The organism is Arthrobacter sp. SD76 (assembly GCF_049726125.1).
GTDB classification, from domain to species: domain Bacteria; phylum Actinomycetota; class Actinomycetes; order Actinomycetales; family Micrococcaceae; genus Arthrobacter; species Arthrobacter nitrophenolicus.
The window spans coordinates 2,738,262-2,755,119 of record NZ_JBNBLR010000001.1; the positions used below are offsets into that span (position 1 = coordinate 2,738,262).

The window sequence follows — 16,858 nt, forward strand, 5'->3', positions numbered from 1 at the left end:
CGGTTCCCTCATGGCACTGTTCCTCTACCGCCTTGGCAAGTTCTCCTACCGCCGGCGCTGGCTGGTCATCGCATTGTGGCTGGCCGCCCTGGTGGCTGTCGGCGGTTCGGCCGCGGCCTTCCACGGCACCCTTTCCAACAACTTCCAGATCCCCGGCACGGAAACCCAGCGGATCGCGGACAAGCTGAAAGAGGACCTGCCCTCGGCCTCCGGCGGCTCCGCCACCATTGTCTTTGAAGCCCCGGAGGGCGGCTTCACGGACGAGGGCCGGGCCGCCGTCACCGGCGTGCTGCAGAAGCTCGAGACCCTGCCGGACGTCCGCGGGACCGTGGACCCCTTCGCCACACAGGCCCAGGTGGACCAGGCAGGACAGGCCATTTCCGACGGCGAGCAGCAGCTCGCCGCCGGGCAGGCGCAGCTGGACGCCTCCCGCGCCACACTCGAGGCCGGCAAGGCACAGCTCGCGGCGGCCGAGCAGCAGTTGGCCGCGGCTGGCGCCCCCGCAGCCCTGGTGGAAGCCCAGCTGGGGCAGCAGAAAGCGGAGCTGGCGGCGGGCGAGGCCCGGCTGCAGGCCGGCCAGCAGGAGCTTGATGCAAACAAGGCGAAGCTGGAACTGGGCAAGCGCCAGGCCGAGGCATCGTCCGCCATCCGGTTCGTGTCCGGGGACGGCCGGGCCGCCGTCGCGCAGGTGCAGTTCAACACCTCCATCAACGGGCTGAGCCCCGAAACCCGGCAGCAGGTGCAGGACATCGCCCACGAGACGTCCTCCGCCGGCGTCACCGCACTGGCCAGCAAGGAAATCACCGAGGATATCTCCGAACTCTTCGGCGCCGCCGAGATCATCGGCATCGCCGTGGCGGCCCTGGTGCTGATCATCATGCTCGGCACGCTGGTGGCGGCCGGCCTGCCCCTGCTCATGGCGGTGGTGGGCGTTGGCGTCGGCGTCGGCACCACCTTCGCGCTGTCCGGCCTCTTCGACATGAGCTCCATCTCGCCCATGCTGGCCCTCATGCTTGGCCTGGCCGTGGGCATCGACTACTCGCTGTTCATCGTGAACCGGCACCGTACCCAGCTCCTGGCCGGGATGGACCCCGAGGAGTCGGTGGCACGCGCCACGGGCACGTCCGGCAACGCCGTGGTGTTTGCCGGGCTTACGGTCATCATCGCCCTCGCAGCCCTGGTGGTTCCCGGGCTGCCGTTCCTCACAGTGATGGGCCTCGCAGCTGCCGGCACGGTAGCCGTAGCGGTCCTCGTGGCCATCACCCTCACCCCGGCCATGCTGTCCCTGATTGGCCGCCGGATCATTTCCCGGCGGGCCTGGGCCCAGGCAGAGGCCCATAACGCCGAGCCCGGGCACGAAGCAGCGGACGAGGCGGCCGACCGTGAACGCAGCACGCACGGCTGGGGCGGCATGGTCACCCGGCATCCGGTGCTGGCACTGCTCGCCGGCGTGCTCCTGCTGGGAACCCTTGCCCTGCCCGCTGCGCAGCTGCAGCTTGCCCTGCCCGACGGCGGTTCGGAGCCCGTGGAGTCCGAGGCCTACCAGGCCTACGACCTAACGGCCCGGAGCTTCGGCGAAGGCGTCACCGGCCCCATCGTGGCCGTGGGCGAGTTCCCCGCCAACCTTGACGAGGCCCAGGCGCAGGCCCTGCAGTACGACGTCGCGGACAAACTGCGCGAGGTCGAGAACGTGGTGGCCGCGGTGCCCGTCGCGCTCAGCGAGGACCGCCGGACGGCCGTCTTCCAGGTCATCCCCGAGGAAGGCCCGGCCAGCGCAAGCACCGTCAAGGTGGTTTCCGAACTGCGCGGCCTGAACGATGAAATCCAGGCGGAGTACGACGTGGCCATGGGCCTGACCGGCCAGACCGCCGGCAACATCGACGTCTCCACCAAGCTCGGCGAGGCCCTGCCGCCCTACCTGGCAATCGTCGTCGGACTGTCTCTGATCCTGCTGCTGCTCGTGTTCCGCTCCATCGTGGTGCCGCTGCTCGCCACCGGCGGGTTCCTGCTCTCCCTCGCCGCGGCCTTCGGCGCAGTGGTGGCCGTGTACCAGTGGGGGTGGCTGGGAAGCGTGTTCGACGTGGCCAACCCCGGGGCGGTCCTGAGCTTCCTGCCCATCATCCTGATCGGTGTCCTGTTCGGCCTGGCGATGGACTACCAGGTGTTCATCGCATCCGGCATGCGCGAGGCCTACATGCACGGCTCATCGGCGAAGGAGGCAGTGCGGGTGGGATTCCGGCACGCCGCAGCGGTGGTCACGGCCGCCGCGATCATCATGGTGAGCGTGTTCGCCGGCTTCATTTTCAGCCACCTCACCATGGTGCGGCCGCTCGGCTTTGCCATGGCCTTCGGTGTACTCCTCGACGCCTTCGTGGTCCGCATGACCATCGTCCCGGCGGTCATGTACCTGCTGGGCGAAAAGTCCTGGTGGCTGCCCCGCTGGCTGGACCGGATCCTGCCGGACGTGGACGTTGAGGGGGCCAAACTGGTGAAGCCGGGCAGCGGCCACCCCAAGCACGCCAAAGCGGCCGAGCCGGTCCACTAGGCTTTATCCGTGGTCCGCCTGATTCTCGCCTCCCAGTCCCCGCCCGCACCAAGCTCCTGGCCGAGGCCGGCATCCAGCATTCCGTCCTGGTCTCCGACGTGGACGAGGCCGCCGTCCAGGCCCGCTACGGCGTCACCGACCCGCACGATACGGCCTTGCTGCTGGCCCGGGCCAAGGCCGAAGCCGTGGCGGCGCTGCCCGAAGCCGAGGGGGCCTTGGTCCTCGGCTGCGACTCGGTCTTCGAGTTTGACGGCGAGGCACACGGCAAGCCATACACGGCGGACATCGCGCGCGAGCGGATGCTCCGGATGAGCGGCAACGCGGGGGTCCTGCATACCGGGCACTGGCTGGTGGACTGCCGGGACACGGACGGGGACGACGACGGCGGGGAGCCCGGCTCGGGTGCCACGCTGGGGGCGGTTGCCTCCGCGGCAGTCGCCTTCATGGAGATGGATCCTGAGGAGATCGAGGCATACATCGCCACCGGCGAGCCCCTGCACTGCGCGGGTTCGTTCACCATTGACGGCCTGGGCGGGGCGTTCATCCGCAAGGTGGACGGGGACCCGCACGCCGTCGTCGGGCTGTCCGTATCCACGCTCCGGGGCCTGCTCGCCTCCGCGAACGTCCGCATCACCGATCTCTGGCCCGCGCCATAAACCAGCACCAATTCGAAGCATCTTGTAGCTTCCCTACAAAGCCGTCCCGGTTTACACGCGGATTCCGCAAGTAATATCGGCGAAACCTCCAAAAGCGCGCTAGGGTTCCTGAAGGAAAGAAGGAGACGCCTTGTCAGCAAATTTGGAGCAGTCCGCAGGAACCACGCAGTCGACCCTCACAAAGGTGCTGATCGCAAACCGCGGAGAAATCGCCGTCCGCATCATCCGCGCCGCCCGCGATGAAGGCATCGCCTCCGTGGCCGTGTATGCCGACCCGGACCGCGATGCCCTGCACGTCCGCCTCGCTGACGAGGCCTATGCCCTGGGCGGCAACACCGCGGCCGAGTCCTACCTGGTGATGGACAAGATCATTGACGCCGCCCGGCAGTCCGGCGCGGACGCCATCCACCCCGGCTACGGTTTCCTGGCCGAAAACGCCCAGTTCGCCGCGCGCGTGATCGAAGCGGGCATCACCTGGATCGGGCCGTCCCCGGAGGCCATCTCCGCCCTCGGCGACAAGGTCCAGGCCCGGCACATCGCCGAAAAGGTTGGCGCTCCCCTGGTTCCCGGCACCGCCGATCCCGTGGAATCCGCCGAAGAGATCCTGGCCTTCGTGGACCGGCACGGACTTCCCGTGGCCATCAAGGCGGCCTTCGGCGGCGGCGGCCGCGGCATCAAGGTGGCTCGTACCCGCGAGGAGATCCCCGAACTCTACGAGTCAGCGGTCCGCGAAGCCACTGCCGCCTTCGGCCGTGGCGAGTGCTTCATTGAGCGCTTCCTCGACGCGCCCCGCCACGTTGAGACCCAGTGCCTTGCCGACGCCCACGGCAACGTGGTGGTGGTTTCCACCCGCGACTGCTCGCTGCAGCGCCGCAACCAGAAACTCGTGGAGGAAGCGCCTGCCCCGTTCCTGACGGAGGACCAGAACCGCCGGCTCTACGAATCCTCCAAGGCGATCCTCAAGGAAGCCGGCTACCTTGGCGCCGGAACCTGTGAGTTCCTGGTCGGCCAGGACGGCACCATCTCCTTCCTCGAAGTGAACACCCGGCTCCAGGTGGAGCACTGCGTCTCCGAAGAGGTCACCGGCATCGACCTGGTCCGCGAGCAGTTCCGGCTGGCCCGCGGCGAGGAGCTCGGCTACGGCGACCCCGAGGTCCGCGGCCACTCGTTCGAGTTCCGCATCACCGGCGAAGACCCGGGCCGCAACTTCATGCCCGCCCCGGGCACCGTGCGCGTTTTGAAGAACCCTACCGGCCCCGGCGTCCGCATCGATTCCGGCATCGAACAGGGTGACGTGATCAGCGGCAACTTCGACTCCATGCTGTCCAAGCTGATTGTCACCGGCGCCAGCCGGCCGCAGGCCCTGCAGCGCGCCCGCCGGGCCCTGGAGGAGATGGTGGTGGAGGGCATCCCCACCGTCATCCCGTTCGACCTGGCAGTGGTTTCCGATCCCGCATTCGCCCCGGCAGAGGGACCGTTCAAGGTCCACACCCGCTGGATCGAGACGGAATTCACCAACAACCTCCCGGCCTGGACCCCTGACGGCACCGCCGAGGGCGAAGCCGCGGAGGACCGCCAGCGGGTGGTGGTCGAGGTGGGCGGCAAGCGCCTCGAAGTTGTGCTGCCCGCGTCGCTGGCGTCGGCAGGCGCAGGAGCGGCGGTGGCATCCAAGCCCGCCAAGTCCAAGAAGCGGTCCCGCTCCGGCGGCCCGGCCGCCGCGACCGGCAACGCCCTCGCCTCCCCCATGCAGGGCACCATCGTGAAGGTGGCGGTGACCGACGGCGACATCGTGGTGGAGGGCGACCTGGTGGTGGTCCTGGAGGCCATGAAGATGGAACAGCCGCTGACCGCGCACCGCTCCGGCACCATCACGGGCCTCACGGCAGCAGCCGGCGAAACGGTCAGTGCCGGGGCCGTCATCGCCATCATCGAAGACTAGCCGCCGGAGGCAACCATGCTCGCACCCAGCTTTCAGGAAGAAGTGGACCGCTACCACGCCGCGGTTCCCGAGATCACCCGGGGCAACCCGGAACCCATCAAGGAGCTGTACTCGCGGCTCGACGACGTCACCCTGGCCAATCCCTTTGGCGGCATCGCCAGGGGCTGGGCGCAGGTGGAGGCACGGCTCGACCAGGCCGCACGGCAGTTCCAGGACGGCGAAATGCTCGGTTTCGACACCATCACGTCCTACAAGGCCAGCAACACGGCATTCCTGGTGGAAACCGAACACTTCCGTGCCCGCCTGGACGGCGCCGGCGCGACCGAGGAGTTCGCGCTCCGGGTGACCAGCGTTTTCCGCCGCGAGGAAGGCTACTGGAAGCTGGTGCACCGGCACGCCGACCCGGCTGCCAGGCCGCAGTCGCGCCGCTCCCTGAGCCAGCCGGCCAGCGGCTGACAGCGGGCGCGCAGCAAGGCACACTTAGCAGATGCTGCCATTCCTGCTGCTCGCGTCCAGGTCCGAAGATGCCGCGGCGGAGGACGAGTACGCCGCCTACCTCCGGTACGGCGGCCTGGAACCGCAGGAACTCCACCGGATCCGGCTGGAGGCTGCGCCCATGCCCAGCCTTGACCTCTCCCGCTACTCCGGCGTGATCGTGGGCGGCAGCCCGTTCACGTCCAGTGACCCGCCGGCGGAGAAGACTGCCGTGCAGCACCGGGTGGAACGTGAGCTTTCCGGGCTGCTGGATGAGCTGGTGGCGCGGGACTTCCCCTTCCTGGGTGCGTGCTACGGCGTCGGGACCCTGGGCAGGCACCAGGGCGCGGTCATCGACAGGACCTATGGCGAACCGCTGGGCGGGGTAGAGATTGAACTGACCGAAGCCGGGCTGGCGGACCCGCTGCTCGAGGGCATGCCGCAGAGCTTTCCGGCGTTCACGGGGCACAAGGAAGCCTGCACCGTCCTGCCGCCGCACGCCGTGCTGCTCGCGCGTTCCGCCGCGTGCCCGGTCCACATGTTCCGCATCCGCAAGAACCTGTACGCCACCCAGTTCCATCCGGAGCTGGACGTGGAGGGGCTCATCACCCGGATCGACATCTACCGGCATGCCGGCTACTTCCCGCCGGAATCGGCAGAGGAGCTGATGGACAAGGCCCGGCAGTACACCGTTACGGAACCCATGAAGATCCTGCGGAACTTCGTGGCCCGCTACGCGGCCTAAACACGAAAATGCCCGGCGGGTCCGAGGACCACGCCGGGCATTTTCGCAACCTGCGGCTGTTAGGCCACGTTGTTCTCGTAGTCCACGTCGCGGGTTTCCTTGCTCACGAACAGGGCGACGAGCGTGAGCACGGCCATGGCGGTCAGGTAGACGCCCACCAGGACGGGGCTGCCGTCCGCGGCTTCCCACAGCGCGACGGCGATGAAGGGGGCCACCGCTGCGCCGAGGATGCTGGAGAAGTTGTAGCTGACCGCGGACCCGGTGTACCGGACGTTGGTGGGGAACAATTCGGGCAGCAGCGCACCCATGGGACCGAACGTGAGGCCCATCAGGGAGAACCCGATGACCAGCAGCGCCATGGTGCCGACGAACCCGCCGCTGAAGAGCGGGACGAACAGAAGGCCGAACACGAAGATCCCGCCCGTAACCGCCAGCAGCATCTTGCGGCGGCCGTACTTCTCAGCCAGCGGTCCGGAGACGAGCGTGAAGATGCCGAAGAACACGACGCCGGCGATCAGCATCCAGAGGAAGTCGTTGCGGGTGTAGCCCAGGCCGGGGACAAAGGCGGCGGCCGCGGCTTCGGTCATCGGCTTGCCGGCCTTCTCCGCGGCGGCGCGGGCAGCCTCCAGGCTGGCCGGACGGGTGCCGTAGGTCAGGGTGAACGTGGTCATCAGGTAGAAGAGCACGTAGGTGGCGAGCATGATGAACGTTCCCAGGATCAGCTGGCGCCAGCTGGACTTGAACACGCGGCCCAGGGGAAGCTTTGCCACCTCGTTGGATTCGATCACCTTGGTGAAGGCGGGGGTTTCGATCAGCTTCAGGCGGACGTACAGCCCGATGATCACCATGATGGCGCTGAGCAGGAACGGCACCCGCCAGCCCCAGGCCATGAAGTCAGCCGGGGACAATGCGTAGCTGAACACCAGGAAGATCACGTTCGCGATGATGAAGCCGATGGGCGCCCCCAGCTGGGGGAAGGTTCCGTAGATTGCACGCTTGTTCGCCGGTGCGTTCTCGGTGGCCAGGAGGGCCGCGCCGCTCCATTCGCCGCCCAGGGCCAGGCCCTGCGCAAACCGCATGACCACCAGCAGGGCGGGAGCCCAGAATGCCCAGCCGGGCACCAGCGCCGTGGGCAGGCAGCCGATCAGGAAGGTGGCGATGCCCATGGTGAGCAGCGAGGCAACCAGGGTGCCCTTGCGGCCGAACTTGTCGCCGAAGTGGCCGAAGACAATCGAGCCCAGCGGCCGGGCGATGAATGCGACGCCGAAGACGGCGAAGGAGCTCAGGAGCTGGGTGGTCTCGTTCTGGCTGGGGAAGAACAGCTGCGGGAACACGAGGACCGCGGCGGTGGCGTAGACATAGAAGTCATAGAACTCAACCGTGGTGCCGATCAGGCTGGCGACGATCACGCGGCCGCGGGAGTTCACCGGCTGGGGTGCGCCCGGCAGCGTGGACGTATCGGTGGAAGACATAAAAGGTAAACGCTTTCGTGAGAACCCGCCGGACGCAGACAGCCCCCGGCTCGAAATAGTTAGAGTTCAATCTTAGTTCCCGCGGTCCAGTCAATGGACGAAAGGTCCACGATACGGACCCGTGTCGTCCGTCTCATTGGGTGGATCTCCGGGAAGTCCTAACGGTGGCCGCAACGGCCCGATAGGCAAATGTCACAACGCGTTAACATCCGGCGTCGGTCTGTGAAACGCGCCGTCCCTACCTTGGAAGGACAACATCCCCCCGAAGGAGGTAACCCGTGACTGTCGACCGCACCGCAGATGCCGGCACCGGCAATTCCCTGGACCTTGACGATGCACAAGGGCCAGCAGCCGCATCCGCCAGCGCACAGCCCGGCACTACCCGCACCACTGACGCCCCCGCCCTTGAATTCCGTCCCGGCCGCTGGATTGCCAACTGGGATGCCGAAAACAAGGAGCAGTGGGAAACCGCAGGCCGCTCCATCGCCCGCCGCAACCTGAACTGGTCCATCTTCGCCGAATTCCTCGGTTTTGTCGTCTGGCAGCTGTGGTCCATCGTGGTGGTCCAGCTCCCCGCCGCCGGATTCACCTTCTCCACGTCGGAAATCTTCTGGCTCATCTCGATGCCCAGCCTGGTTGGCGCCACGCTCCGCATCCCCTACACCTTCATGGTCCCCCGCTTCGGCGGCCGCAACTGGACCATCGTCTCGGCCCTGCTGCTCCTGATCCCCTCCATCGGCCTGGCCCTGTGTGTCTCCAATCCGGAAACGCCGTTCGGTGTCATGCTGCTGATCGCCGCCCTGGCCGGTTTCGGCGGCGGCAACTTCGCCAGCTCCATGGCGAACATCACCTTCTTCTACCCGGCCCGCGAAAAGGGCTGGGCGCTGGGACTGAACGCCGCGGGCGGAAACGTCGGTGCCGCCGTCGCGCAGCTCGCCGTTCCGATCGCCATCACCCTCCTGGCCGCGGGCACCGTCAACCTGCCCATTGCGGGCTGGATGTGGGTCCCGCTGATCCTGCTCGCCGCCTTCGGCGCCTGGAAGTACATGGACAACCTCACCAGTGCCAAGGGTGACGTGGCCGGCTCCGTCGCGGCGCTCAAGGAACCGCACCTGTGGATCATGGCGCTGCTGTACATCGGCACCTTCGGCTCCTTCATCGGCTTCGCCGGCGTGTTCCCCAAGCTCATCAAGGACTACTTCCCGGAGTTCTCCTCGATCGCCGTCGGTACCGTCGCCCTCTCGCTCGCGTTCCTCGGCCCCTGGTGGGCTCCCTGGCCCGCCCCTACGGCGGACGCATGGCAGACCGCATGGGTGGAGCCCGGATGACCGTGACCGCCTTCGCCGCCATGGGCGTCATCACCCTGACCATGATCTGGACCCTGCCGCTGAAGAACTTCTGGCTCTTCCTGGTCCTCTTCCTGATGCTCTTCACCGCCAGCGGCTTCGGAAACGGCGCCACCTACCGCATGATCCCGGTCATCTTCGCCACTTCCAGCCGGGCAGCGAAATCCGGGGCAAGCTCGGTGGCCACCCAGCGCCTGGCCTCCTCGGCACTGGGCCTGATTTCCGCCATCGGCGCCTACGGCGGTTTCGTCATCCCGCAGGTGCTGAACGCATCGAACTCGGCCAGCGGCTCCTACACCCCGGCCTTCTACGGCTTCGTCGCGGCCTACGCCCTGATGCTCGCCGTCTGCTGGTTCTGCTACATCCGCAACGCCAACCGAAATGCGATGGGACACGTCTAACATGACCAACAGCGCCGACACGCACTGCCCTTACTGCGCCCTGCAGTGCGCCATGACGCTCACGTCTCCAGCGGAACTGGCCCCGGCTCCCCAGCCGGGGCCAGTCCCCGTGCCGCTCCTGCCCACCCTGCACTCCTCCGCCCCGGCAGCCGCGGCACCTGCCGCCCTTGAGGTCAGCGGACGCGATTTCCCCACCAACCGGGGAGGCCTGTGCCGCAAGGGCTGGACCTCCGCAACCCTCCTGAACCACCCGGGCCGGATCACCGAGCCCCTCCTCAAAGGTCCCGACGGCGTGCACCGGCCCATCAGCTGGGACCACGCCCTGGACCTGGCCGCCTCCGCCGTCCGGGACGCGCGCGCACGCTACGGTGCCGACGCCGTCGGCGTGTTCGGCGGCGGCGGGCTCACCAACGAAAAGGCCTACATGCTGGGCAAATTTGCCCGGCTGGCCCTGCGCACCTCGCGCATCGACTACAACGGCCGCTTCTGCATGTCCTCCGCGGCGGCCGCCGGAATGCGCGCCTTCGGCGTGGACCGCGGGCTGCCCTTCCCGCTGGAGGCCCTGGACACCGCCAGCACCATCCTCATGCTCGGTTCCAACGTGGCCGAAACCATGCCGCCCTTCGTCCAGCACCTCAAGGGAGCGCGCGACGCCGGCGGGCTGATTGTGGTGGATCCGCGCCGCTCCGCCACGGCCGCCTTCACGGCCGACGGCGGGGGCCTCCACCTCCAGCCCCTGCCGGGCACCGACCTCACCCTCCTGCTGGGCATCTCCCACGTGGTCATCCACGAAGGCCTGGTGGACACGGCCTTCGTCGAGGAACGCACTGCGGGCTACAGCGCCGTGGTCCGCAGCGTCAACTCCTTCTGGCCCGAACGCGTCCAGTCCCTCACCGGCGTCCCCGCCGACCTCATCCGGGAAACCGCCCGCAGGCTTGCCGCCGGCGCCCGCCAGGGCGGCAGCTACATCCTCACCGGCCGCGGCGTGGAACAGCACACGGACGGTACCGACACCGCCACCGCGGCCATCAACCTCAGCCTCCTGCTGGGCCTGCCCGGGTCCGCACGCAGCGGCTATGGCACGCTCACCGGCCAGGGGAACGGCCAGGGCGGCCGCGAGCACGGCCAGAAGGCCGACCAGCTGCCCGGCTACCGCAAGATCACCGACCCCGCCGCCCGCGCCCACATGGCCCGCGTCTGGGGTGTTCCGGAGGAAACCATTCCCGGTCCCGGCCTGCCCGCGGTCCAGCTGCTGAAGTCGCTGGGACAGCCCGACGGCGTCCGGTGCCTGTTCATCCATGCCTCCAACGTGGTGGTGGCCTCCCCTGACGCGAACGCTGTGACCGCCGGCCTGCGGAGCCTGGACTTCCTGGTGGTCTGCGATTTCTTCATGTCGGAGACCGCCGCAGAGGCCGATCTCATCCTCCCGGTGCTCCAGTGGGCCGAGGAGGAAGGCACCCTCACGAACCTCGAAGGACGGGTCCTTCGCCGCCGCCGGGCCCTGGCCCCGCCCGCCGGTGCCCGCAGCGAACTGTGGATCATGGCGCGGCTCGCGGAGCGGCTGGACGCCCCGTCCACATACAGCGAGGACCCCGAAACCGTCTTCGAGGAACTGCGCCTCGCCTCCGCCGGTGGCCTGGCCGACTACTCAGGCATCGATTACGCGATGCTGGACCGCGGGGAAGCCGCCTACTGGCCCTACCCTGCCGGCAGCACGGGCACGCCCCGGCTGTTCCGGGACCGCTTCGCCCACCCGGACGGCAAAGCCGTGATGACCGCCGTGGTCCCCCGCCGCCGTCGTACGCCTGCCGCCAGCCCTGACCCGGCAGCGAAAACCATGACCCTCATCACCGGCCGGCTCCTGGAGCACTACCAGTCGGGTGCGCAGACACGCCGTGTCACCGAACTGCTGGCATCCCAGCCCGAGGCGATGGTCCAGGTCCACCCCGCGGCCGCCGAGGCCATGGGCATCATGGCCGGCTCTTTGGTGTCCGTGGCGAACGAGCGCGGCGAGGTGGTGTGCAAGGCCGAGCTCAGCACCGACATCCGGCCGGACACTGTCTTCCTGCCGTTCCACTTCCCCGGCCTGGGCAGCGCAAACCGGCTGACAGAGGCCGCCACGGACCCGACATCCGGAATGCCTGAGTTCAAATTCAACAAGGTTTGGGTGCGGGCCGTGGCTGCACCCCTGTCCAGCAAAATGCTTCAAACGACGGAGGCCTCATGAGCGAGCAGGTTGTCATTGTTGGATTCGGCCCGGTGGCTGCCCGGCTGGTTGACGAACTCCTCCCCGCCGTACGTGCCGGACACGCGGGACTGACCGTGGTGGGCGAGGAAGCTGAAGCCGCCTACAACCGCGTCCTGGTGGCGGACCTCGGAGTTGGCCGCACCACGGCCGACGCCCTCGCCCTCTCCGACGCCGCCGCCCTGGTGGCCGAGGGCGTTGACGTCCGCCTGGGCGTCCGGGTCCGGCGCGTGGACCGCGCCCGGCAGCAGGTCCTCCTGTCCGGTGGCGACTCCGTCCACTATGACCGGCTGGTGTTCGCCACCGGTTCGCGTCCGGTCATCCCCAACCTGACGGGCGTCAACCCGGACCCCACCTCCCCGGTCCTGCCGGCAGGCGTGACGGCCCTGCGCGACCTTCGCGACGCCGACGTGCTCCGGCGGGCGGTGGACGGCGGCAAGCGCGTGGTGGTCCTGGGCGGCGGTGTCCTGGGCCTGGAAACAGCCCTCGCCGCGGCCGAGGAAGGCGCCACAGTGACGGTGGTCCACAACGGCCCGCACCCGCTGGGACGCAACATCGACCGCGGCGGCGGCGCCGTGCTGGCTGCAGGGCTGCGCCGCTGCGGCGTCCGGATGGCCGGAAACGCGCGATCCACCGGTGTTGAACACAACGCGCCCGACGGCGGTTTCTCGGCGTTGCTGCTCGATGACGGTTCGGCGATCGACGGCGACCTCCTGGTCATCTCATGCGGCGTCCGTCCCCGCACCGAACTGGCCGAAGGCTGCGGGCTGTCCACCGCTGCAGGCATCCTCGTGGACCACCGGCTCCGCGCCCACCATGAGCCGCACATCTTCGCCATCGGCGACTGCGCGGAGGTGCGCTGCCCGGACCCGGACTGCTCGGCCTGCCGCAACGCCAAGGGTCCGTCCGGCCTGGTGGGTCCCGGCTGGCGCCAGGCCGAATGGCTGGCGGAGTACCTGACCCTGCTCGCCTCCGGCGCCCTCGACGACGCAGAGGTCCTCCCGGAACTGCCGGCGGAACAGGCCGGCGTGATTGTTTTGAAGGCCCGCGGCCTGAACATGGCCGTGGCCGGCGACAACAGCGCCGATCCCTGGGATGACGAAGCCTTGAACGCTGGCGCCGTGAACGGGCGTCCCCGGCTCCAGGTGGCCCAGTGGGCGGATCCGGAACACGGCCGCTACGTGAAGATGACCACCCGGGGCGGTGTCCTGGAAGGGCTGGTGGCGGTGGGCATGCCCCGGACCGCCGCCGAACTCGTGGGACTGTTTGAGCGTTCGGCCGAACTGCCGGCGGACCGGTCGCTGCTGCTGCGCCTGGACGGCCCGGACCAGTTGCCCGGAGCCGGAACGGCCGATCCTGCAGGCACCGTCTGCCGGTGCGCGGGTGTCAGCGGCACTGCCATCCAGGACGCCGTCACGGAGGGCTGCTCCACCGTGGCTGAAGTCTCCAAGGCAACCCGCGCCGGAACCGGCTGCGGCGGCTGCCACGAGGACATCAAGGGGCTGATCGAAAAACATTTTCAGGCGGTCTCAGCCGCCTGAGTAAGGTACACCGCCGCGGTGCCAGGCTGCGGGTTTCCACACGGATTTGCTGATCTCATTCCACCGGCTGTCGCCGCTGGATAGAGTCCCCGCACGGGCCCGTCCCGGTTTCGCGGAACTCCTACAGAATGAGGTAAGCAATGCACAAGAAATCCTTGCTTGGGGCTGCCGTCTGCACGCTGGCCCTCGTCGGATCAGTTGCCGCTCCTGCCACTGCCGCGGGGCAGTCCGAGAGGGGCCCCGAACACGCCAACTCCATCTGTTCGTTCTCGGGGCTCAACGACGACCCCAACGAGGAGTACCCCTTCGGGGGCCGCGTGCAGTCCTACGGCCAGCTCATTAAGCTTCCCGAGTTCGATCCCGCTTTCGCCAAGTCCATAGGTGAACACCCAGGCATGGCGTGCAACGGCCATCTGATGCCGTACCCGGAAGCATTCCACCCGCCGGCACCATGAACGCAAAATGGGTTGGCCCCTTTTAGGGGCCAACCCATTGCTTTGTTTGCTATGCCGGCGCCTTCGGGATAATGATCCACAGCGCGATGTAGACCAGTTCGCCGATCCCCACCAGGCCGAAGATCACGAACGCCAACCGCACCAGGAACTTCGGAAGGCCGAACCGGGCCGAGAGCGCTGCGCAGACGCCGCCGATCATCTTGCCGCGGCGGGGCCGTTCAAGAGCCATTGCCATCGTTCCGCCTACCCCTCGGCCCGGGCTTCGGCGGCGGAGAATTCGCCGCCGGCCACTGCTTCCGCGTACTGGGTGAGGTCCGGTCCCGGCTGGAAGTCCACGAACTGCGGCTTCAGCTTCTCGTACAGGAACTTGTACACCTCATCCTTGCCGGCGTCGGAAAGGGACGATGCTGCTTCACGGACCGCTTCCTGCAGCGCCCTGTCGGCGTCCAGCAGGATTTTCTCGCGTGCCTGCCCGTTCCATTTGACGTCCTGCAGTTCCATGGGATTCTCCTCGCGTCGTCGGCTGATGCAGGGACGGCCGGAAATTCGTTAGGAATTCCCGGCCGGTCCTTGAAGGAGTCTATGCAGGCGGCAGCGGCAGGGTCCAGACCCCCGCCGCCTCCCGGTTACCTGGCGTTACAGGTGCACGTGCAGGCGCCGGGCCGCCTCGGAAATGGATCCGGTCAGCGACGGGTACACAGTGAAGGTGCTTGCCACATCGTCCACATGCAGTTTCTGCTTCACGGCGATGGAAATGGGGAAGATCAGCTCCGACGCGTTGGGGCCTACCACCACGCCGCCGATCACCGTGCCGGATCCCTTGCGGGCGAAGATTTTCACGAACCCGTCCCGGGCGTTGCGCATCTTGGCCCGGGCGTTGCTGCGCAGCGAAAGCTTCACCACGTCGCCCTGGTACTTGCCCGACTCGATCTCGGCTTCCGAAACGCCCACGTTGGCGATCTCGGGGGACGTGAAGATGTTGGAGGCCACCTGGTGCAGCTTCAGCGGAGTAACGACGTCACCCATGAAGTGCGCGACGGCGATCCGGCCCTGCATGGCTGCCACGGAGGCCAGCGGCAGGACACCCGTGCAGTCGCCGGCGGCGTAGATGTTCGGCGCACTGGTGCGGGAGACGCCGTCGACCTTGATGTGGCCGCTTTCGCTCAGGGCCACGCCCGCCTCTTCCAGCCCGATGCCGGCAGTGTTGGGAATGGAGCCCAGGCAGAGCAGGCAGTGGCTGCCCGTCACCTTGGAGCCGTCGCTGAGGGTGACCACCACGCCGTCCTCCGTGCGTTCCACGGATTCCGCGCGGGAACGCGACATAACCCGGACACCGCGGCGTTCGAACACTTCCTCCAGCACCACGGCGGCGTCCACATCGGAGCCGGGCAGCACGCGGTCGCGGCTGGAGACCAGCGTGACCTTGGAGCCAAGGCCGTTGTAGGCGGAGGCGAATTCCGCGCCGGTGACACCGGAGCCCACCACGATCAGGTCCTCGGGCAGCTCATCCAGGTTGTAGATCTGGGTCCAGTTCAGGATGCGTTCACCGTCCGGCCGGGCGGTGGGCAGCTCGCGCGGATGCGCGCCGACCGCCAGCAGGATAGTGTCCGCCTCCACGATCTCGGTGCCGTCCAGCGTGATGACCTCGATGGTGTGGTTGTCCAGCAGCCGGCCGGAACCGGTCAGGATGCGCACGCCCTGGCCCTCGAGGCCGTCGTGGATATCCTTCGACTGGCTCCGGGCAAGGTTCAGCAGGCGGTCATTGATGTGCTTCAGGTCGGCCCGCATCACCGGAACGAAATCGCCGCCGTCGACGTCGAACTTCACGCCCAGTTCGCCTGCCTCGGCAACGCGCGTCATCAGGTCCGCCGTGGCGATCAGGGTCTTGGACGGCACAACGTCCGTCAGGACGGCGGAGCCGCCCAGGCCCGCACGCTCGATGATGGTGACCTGCGCTCCCAGCGAGGCGGCCACCATAGCGGCCTCGTATCCGCCCGGACCACCTCCCAGGATTGCGATGCGGGGTGAACTGAAATCTGGATGCGTAGTCACAATCAATCATTCTCGCCCATCACTGCCGCAGCACCAAGAATTCCATGCTCCGCCGCGGCCGCCTGTGGCGGGTGCAACAGGAGCGGCAGGATAACTTGTACTGGTGAGTACAACAGACTTCCTGAACACGGATCCGTTCGCCGCGGCCCGCGCCGCTGCCGATTACATCGCCGAAGAAACAGGGGTGGACCGCCACGACGTGGCGCTGGTGCTTGGCTCCGGCTGGGGCGCCGCCGCCGACCTGATCGGTGAAACCACCGCCACCCTGTCCGCCGAAGAAGTCCCGGTTTCCACGCCCCCGCTGTTGAAGGGCATGTTGGCACCATCCGCTCGGTGCTCGCCAGGGATGGCAAGCGCGCCCTGGTCCTGGGCGCCAGGACCCACTATTACGAAGGCAAGGGGGTGCGGGCCGTTGTGCACGGGATCCGCACCGCGGCCGCCGCAGGCTGCCGCACGCTGGTCCTCACCAACGGCTGCGGCGGGCTCAACGAGGACTGGGCTCCGGGCACGCCGGTACTCATCAAAGATCACATAAACCTCACCGCGGCATCCCCGCTGGAGGGGGCCACCTTCGTGGACCTGACAGATCTCTATTCCTCCCGGGTCCGCACCCTTGCCCGTGAGGTGGACCCCACCCTTGACGAAGGGGTCTATGCCCAGTTCAGCGGGCCCCATTACGAGACGCCGGCGGAAGTGCAGTATGCCAAGCGGATTGGCGCTGATCTGGTCGGCATGTCGACGGCGCTGGAGGCCATCGCGGGGCGGCATGCGGGCATGGAGGTGTTCGGGATTTCCCTGGTCACGAACCTTGCCGCCGGCATCAGCCCGCAGCCGCTCAGCCACCAGGAGGTCATCGAATCGGGACAGGCAGCAGGCCCGCGGATCTCCAAACTCCTCGCCGATATCATCGCCAAACTCTGACGGCGGTGGCGCCCAACCGGGCTCCGCGTTGCGCGATGTAAGGGAACAATGACGATAGCGTTATGC

11 protein-coding genes and 3 pseudogenes are annotated in these 16,858 nt (G+C 67.8%); 10 read left to right on the top strand and 4 right to left on the bottom strand.

The window, feature by feature from the left end; genetic code table 11:
• The first annotated feature begins 10 nt into the window (after positions 1 to 10).
• The 5 genes and pseudogenes from ACPEE0_RS13320 (at position 11) to ACPEE0_RS13340 (ending at position 6,359) form a co-directional block, all read left to right on the top strand.
• Complete coding sequence (locus ACPEE0_RS13320) at positions 11 to 2,545, top strand: MMPL family transporter (RefSeq protein WP_424574628.1); 2,535 nt, start codon at positions 11 to 13, stop codon at positions 2,543 to 2,545.
• 9 nt (positions 2,546 to 2,554) lie between these two features.
• Positions 2,555 to 3,201, top strand: a pseudogene (locus ACPEE0_RS13325) (Maf family protein).
• A 130-nt stretch (positions 3,202 to 3,331) separates the two neighbouring features.
• Positions 3,332 to 5,140, top strand: a complete 1,809-nt coding sequence (locus tag ACPEE0_RS13330; protein ID WP_133350112.1) for an acetyl/propionyl/methylcrotonyl-CoA carboxylase subunit alpha — start codon at positions 3,332 to 3,334, stop codon at positions 5,138 to 5,140.
• Between the two features lie 15 nt (positions 5,141 to 5,155).
• Positions 5,156 to 5,596 (top strand): YybH family protein, encoded by a 441-nt coding sequence (locus ACPEE0_RS13335; RefSeq protein WP_424574629.1) that lies wholly within the window; start codon positions 5,156 to 5,158, stop codon positions 5,594 to 5,596.
• A gap of 31 nt (positions 5,597 to 5,627) precedes the next feature.
• On the top strand, positions 5,628 to 6,359 hold the full coding sequence (locus ACPEE0_RS13340; RefSeq protein WP_424574630.1) for a glutamine amidotransferase: 732 nt from the start codon (positions 5,628 to 5,630) through the stop codon (positions 6,357 to 6,359).
• A 59-nt stretch (positions 6,360 to 6,418) separates the two neighbouring features.
• Here ACPEE0_RS13340 and ACPEE0_RS13345 read toward each other — a convergent pair whose 3' ends face one another.
• Positions 6,419 to 7,831, bottom strand: coding sequence for an MFS transporter (locus ACPEE0_RS13345; RefSeq protein ID WP_407709281.1), 1,413 nt, complete (start codon positions 7,829 to 7,831; stop codon positions 6,419 to 6,421).
• Positions 7,832 to 8,109: 278 nt separating this feature from the next.
• Here ACPEE0_RS13345 and ACPEE0_RS13350 point away from each other — a divergent pair.
• From ACPEE0_RS13350 to ACPEE0_RS13365, 4 genes and pseudogenes are all read left to right on the top strand, one after another.
• A pseudogene (locus ACPEE0_RS13350) lies at positions 8,110 to 9,578 on the top strand (MFS transporter).
• Position 9,579: 1 nt separating this feature from the next.
• On the top strand, positions 9,580 to 11,805 hold the full coding sequence (locus ACPEE0_RS13355; RefSeq protein WP_354175472.1) for a molybdopterin oxidoreductase family protein: 2,226 nt from the start codon (positions 9,580 to 9,582) through the stop codon (positions 11,803 to 11,805).
• Complete coding sequence (locus ACPEE0_RS13360; RefSeq protein ID WP_009356283.1) at positions 11,802 to 13,364, top strand: FAD-dependent oxidoreductase; 1,563 nt, start codon at positions 11,802 to 11,804, stop codon at positions 13,362 to 13,364. Before ACPEE0_RS13355 ends, ACPEE0_RS13360 begins: the two co-directional genes overlap by 4 nt.
• Before the next feature lie 140 nt (positions 13,365 to 13,504).
• Complete coding sequence (locus tag ACPEE0_RS13365; RefSeq protein ID WP_009356282.1) at positions 13,505 to 13,819, top strand: hypothetical protein; 315 nt, start codon at positions 13,505 to 13,507, stop codon at positions 13,817 to 13,819.
• Positions 13,820 to 13,868: 49 nt separating this feature from the next.
• Here ACPEE0_RS13365 and ACPEE0_RS13370 read toward each other — a convergent pair whose 3' ends face one another.
• The 3 genes from ACPEE0_RS13370 to ACPEE0_RS13380 form a co-directional block, all read right to left on the bottom strand.
• Positions 13,869 to 14,054, bottom strand: a complete 186-nt coding sequence (locus ACPEE0_RS13370) for a PspC domain-containing protein (protein WP_133350128.1) — start codon at positions 14,052 to 14,054, stop codon at positions 13,869 to 13,871.
• 8 nt (positions 14,055 to 14,062) lie between these two features.
• Positions 14,063 to 14,320, bottom strand: coding sequence for a hypothetical protein (locus ACPEE0_RS13375; RefSeq protein ID WP_009356280.1), 258 nt, complete (start codon positions 14,318 to 14,320; stop codon positions 14,063 to 14,065).
• A gap of 135 nt (positions 14,321 to 14,455) precedes the next feature.
• Entirely contained in the window at positions 14,456 to 15,871 is a 1,416-nt protein-coding gene (locus tag ACPEE0_RS13380; RefSeq protein WP_009356279.1) for an NAD(P)H-quinone dehydrogenase, read from the bottom strand.
• Between the two features lie 103 nt (positions 15,872 to 15,974).
• Here ACPEE0_RS13380 and ACPEE0_RS13385 point away from each other — a divergent pair.
• Positions 15,975 to 16,792, top strand: a pseudogene (locus ACPEE0_RS13385) (purine-nucleoside phosphorylase).
• Positions 16,793 to 16,858: the final 66 nt, after the last annotated feature.

What these genes read in the sequence shown, in the direction of transcription:
- ACPEE0_RS13320 (WP_424574628.1), top strand. Translation starts at nt 11, where the DNA reads ATGGCACTGTTCCTCTACCGCCTTGGCAAGTTCTCCTACCGCCGGCGC.
- ACPEE0_RS13335 (WP_424574629.1), top strand. Translation starts at nt 5,156, where the DNA reads ATGCTCGCACCCAGCTTTCAGGAAGAAGTGGACCGCTACCACGCCGCG.
- ACPEE0_RS13340 (WP_424574630.1), top strand. Translation starts at nt 5,628, where the DNA reads ATGCTGCCATTCCTGCTGCTCGCGTCCAGGTCCGAAGATGCCGCGGCG.
- ACPEE0_RS13345 (WP_407709281.1), bottom strand. Translation starts at nt 7,831, where the DNA reads ATGTCTTCCACCGATACGTCCACGCTGCCGGGCGCACCCCAGCCGGTG.
- ACPEE0_RS13355 (WP_354175472.1), top strand. Translation starts at nt 9,580, where the DNA reads ATGACCAACAGCGCCGACACGCACTGCCCTTACTGCGCCCTGCAGTGC.
- ACPEE0_RS13360 (WP_009356283.1), top strand. Translation starts at nt 11,802, where the DNA reads ATGAGCGAGCAGGTTGTCATTGTTGGATTCGGCCCGGTGGCTGCCCGG.
- ACPEE0_RS13365 (WP_009356282.1), top strand. Translation starts at nt 13,505, where the DNA reads ATGCACAAGAAATCCTTGCTTGGGGCTGCCGTCTGCACGCTGGCCCTC.
- ACPEE0_RS13370 (WP_133350128.1), bottom strand. Translation starts at nt 14,054, where the DNA reads ATGGCAATGGCTCTTGAACGGCCCCGCCGCGGCAAGATGATCGGCGGC.
- ACPEE0_RS13375 (WP_009356280.1), bottom strand. Translation starts at nt 14,320, where the DNA reads ATGGAACTGCAGGACGTCAAATGGAACGGGCAGGCACGCGAGAAAATC.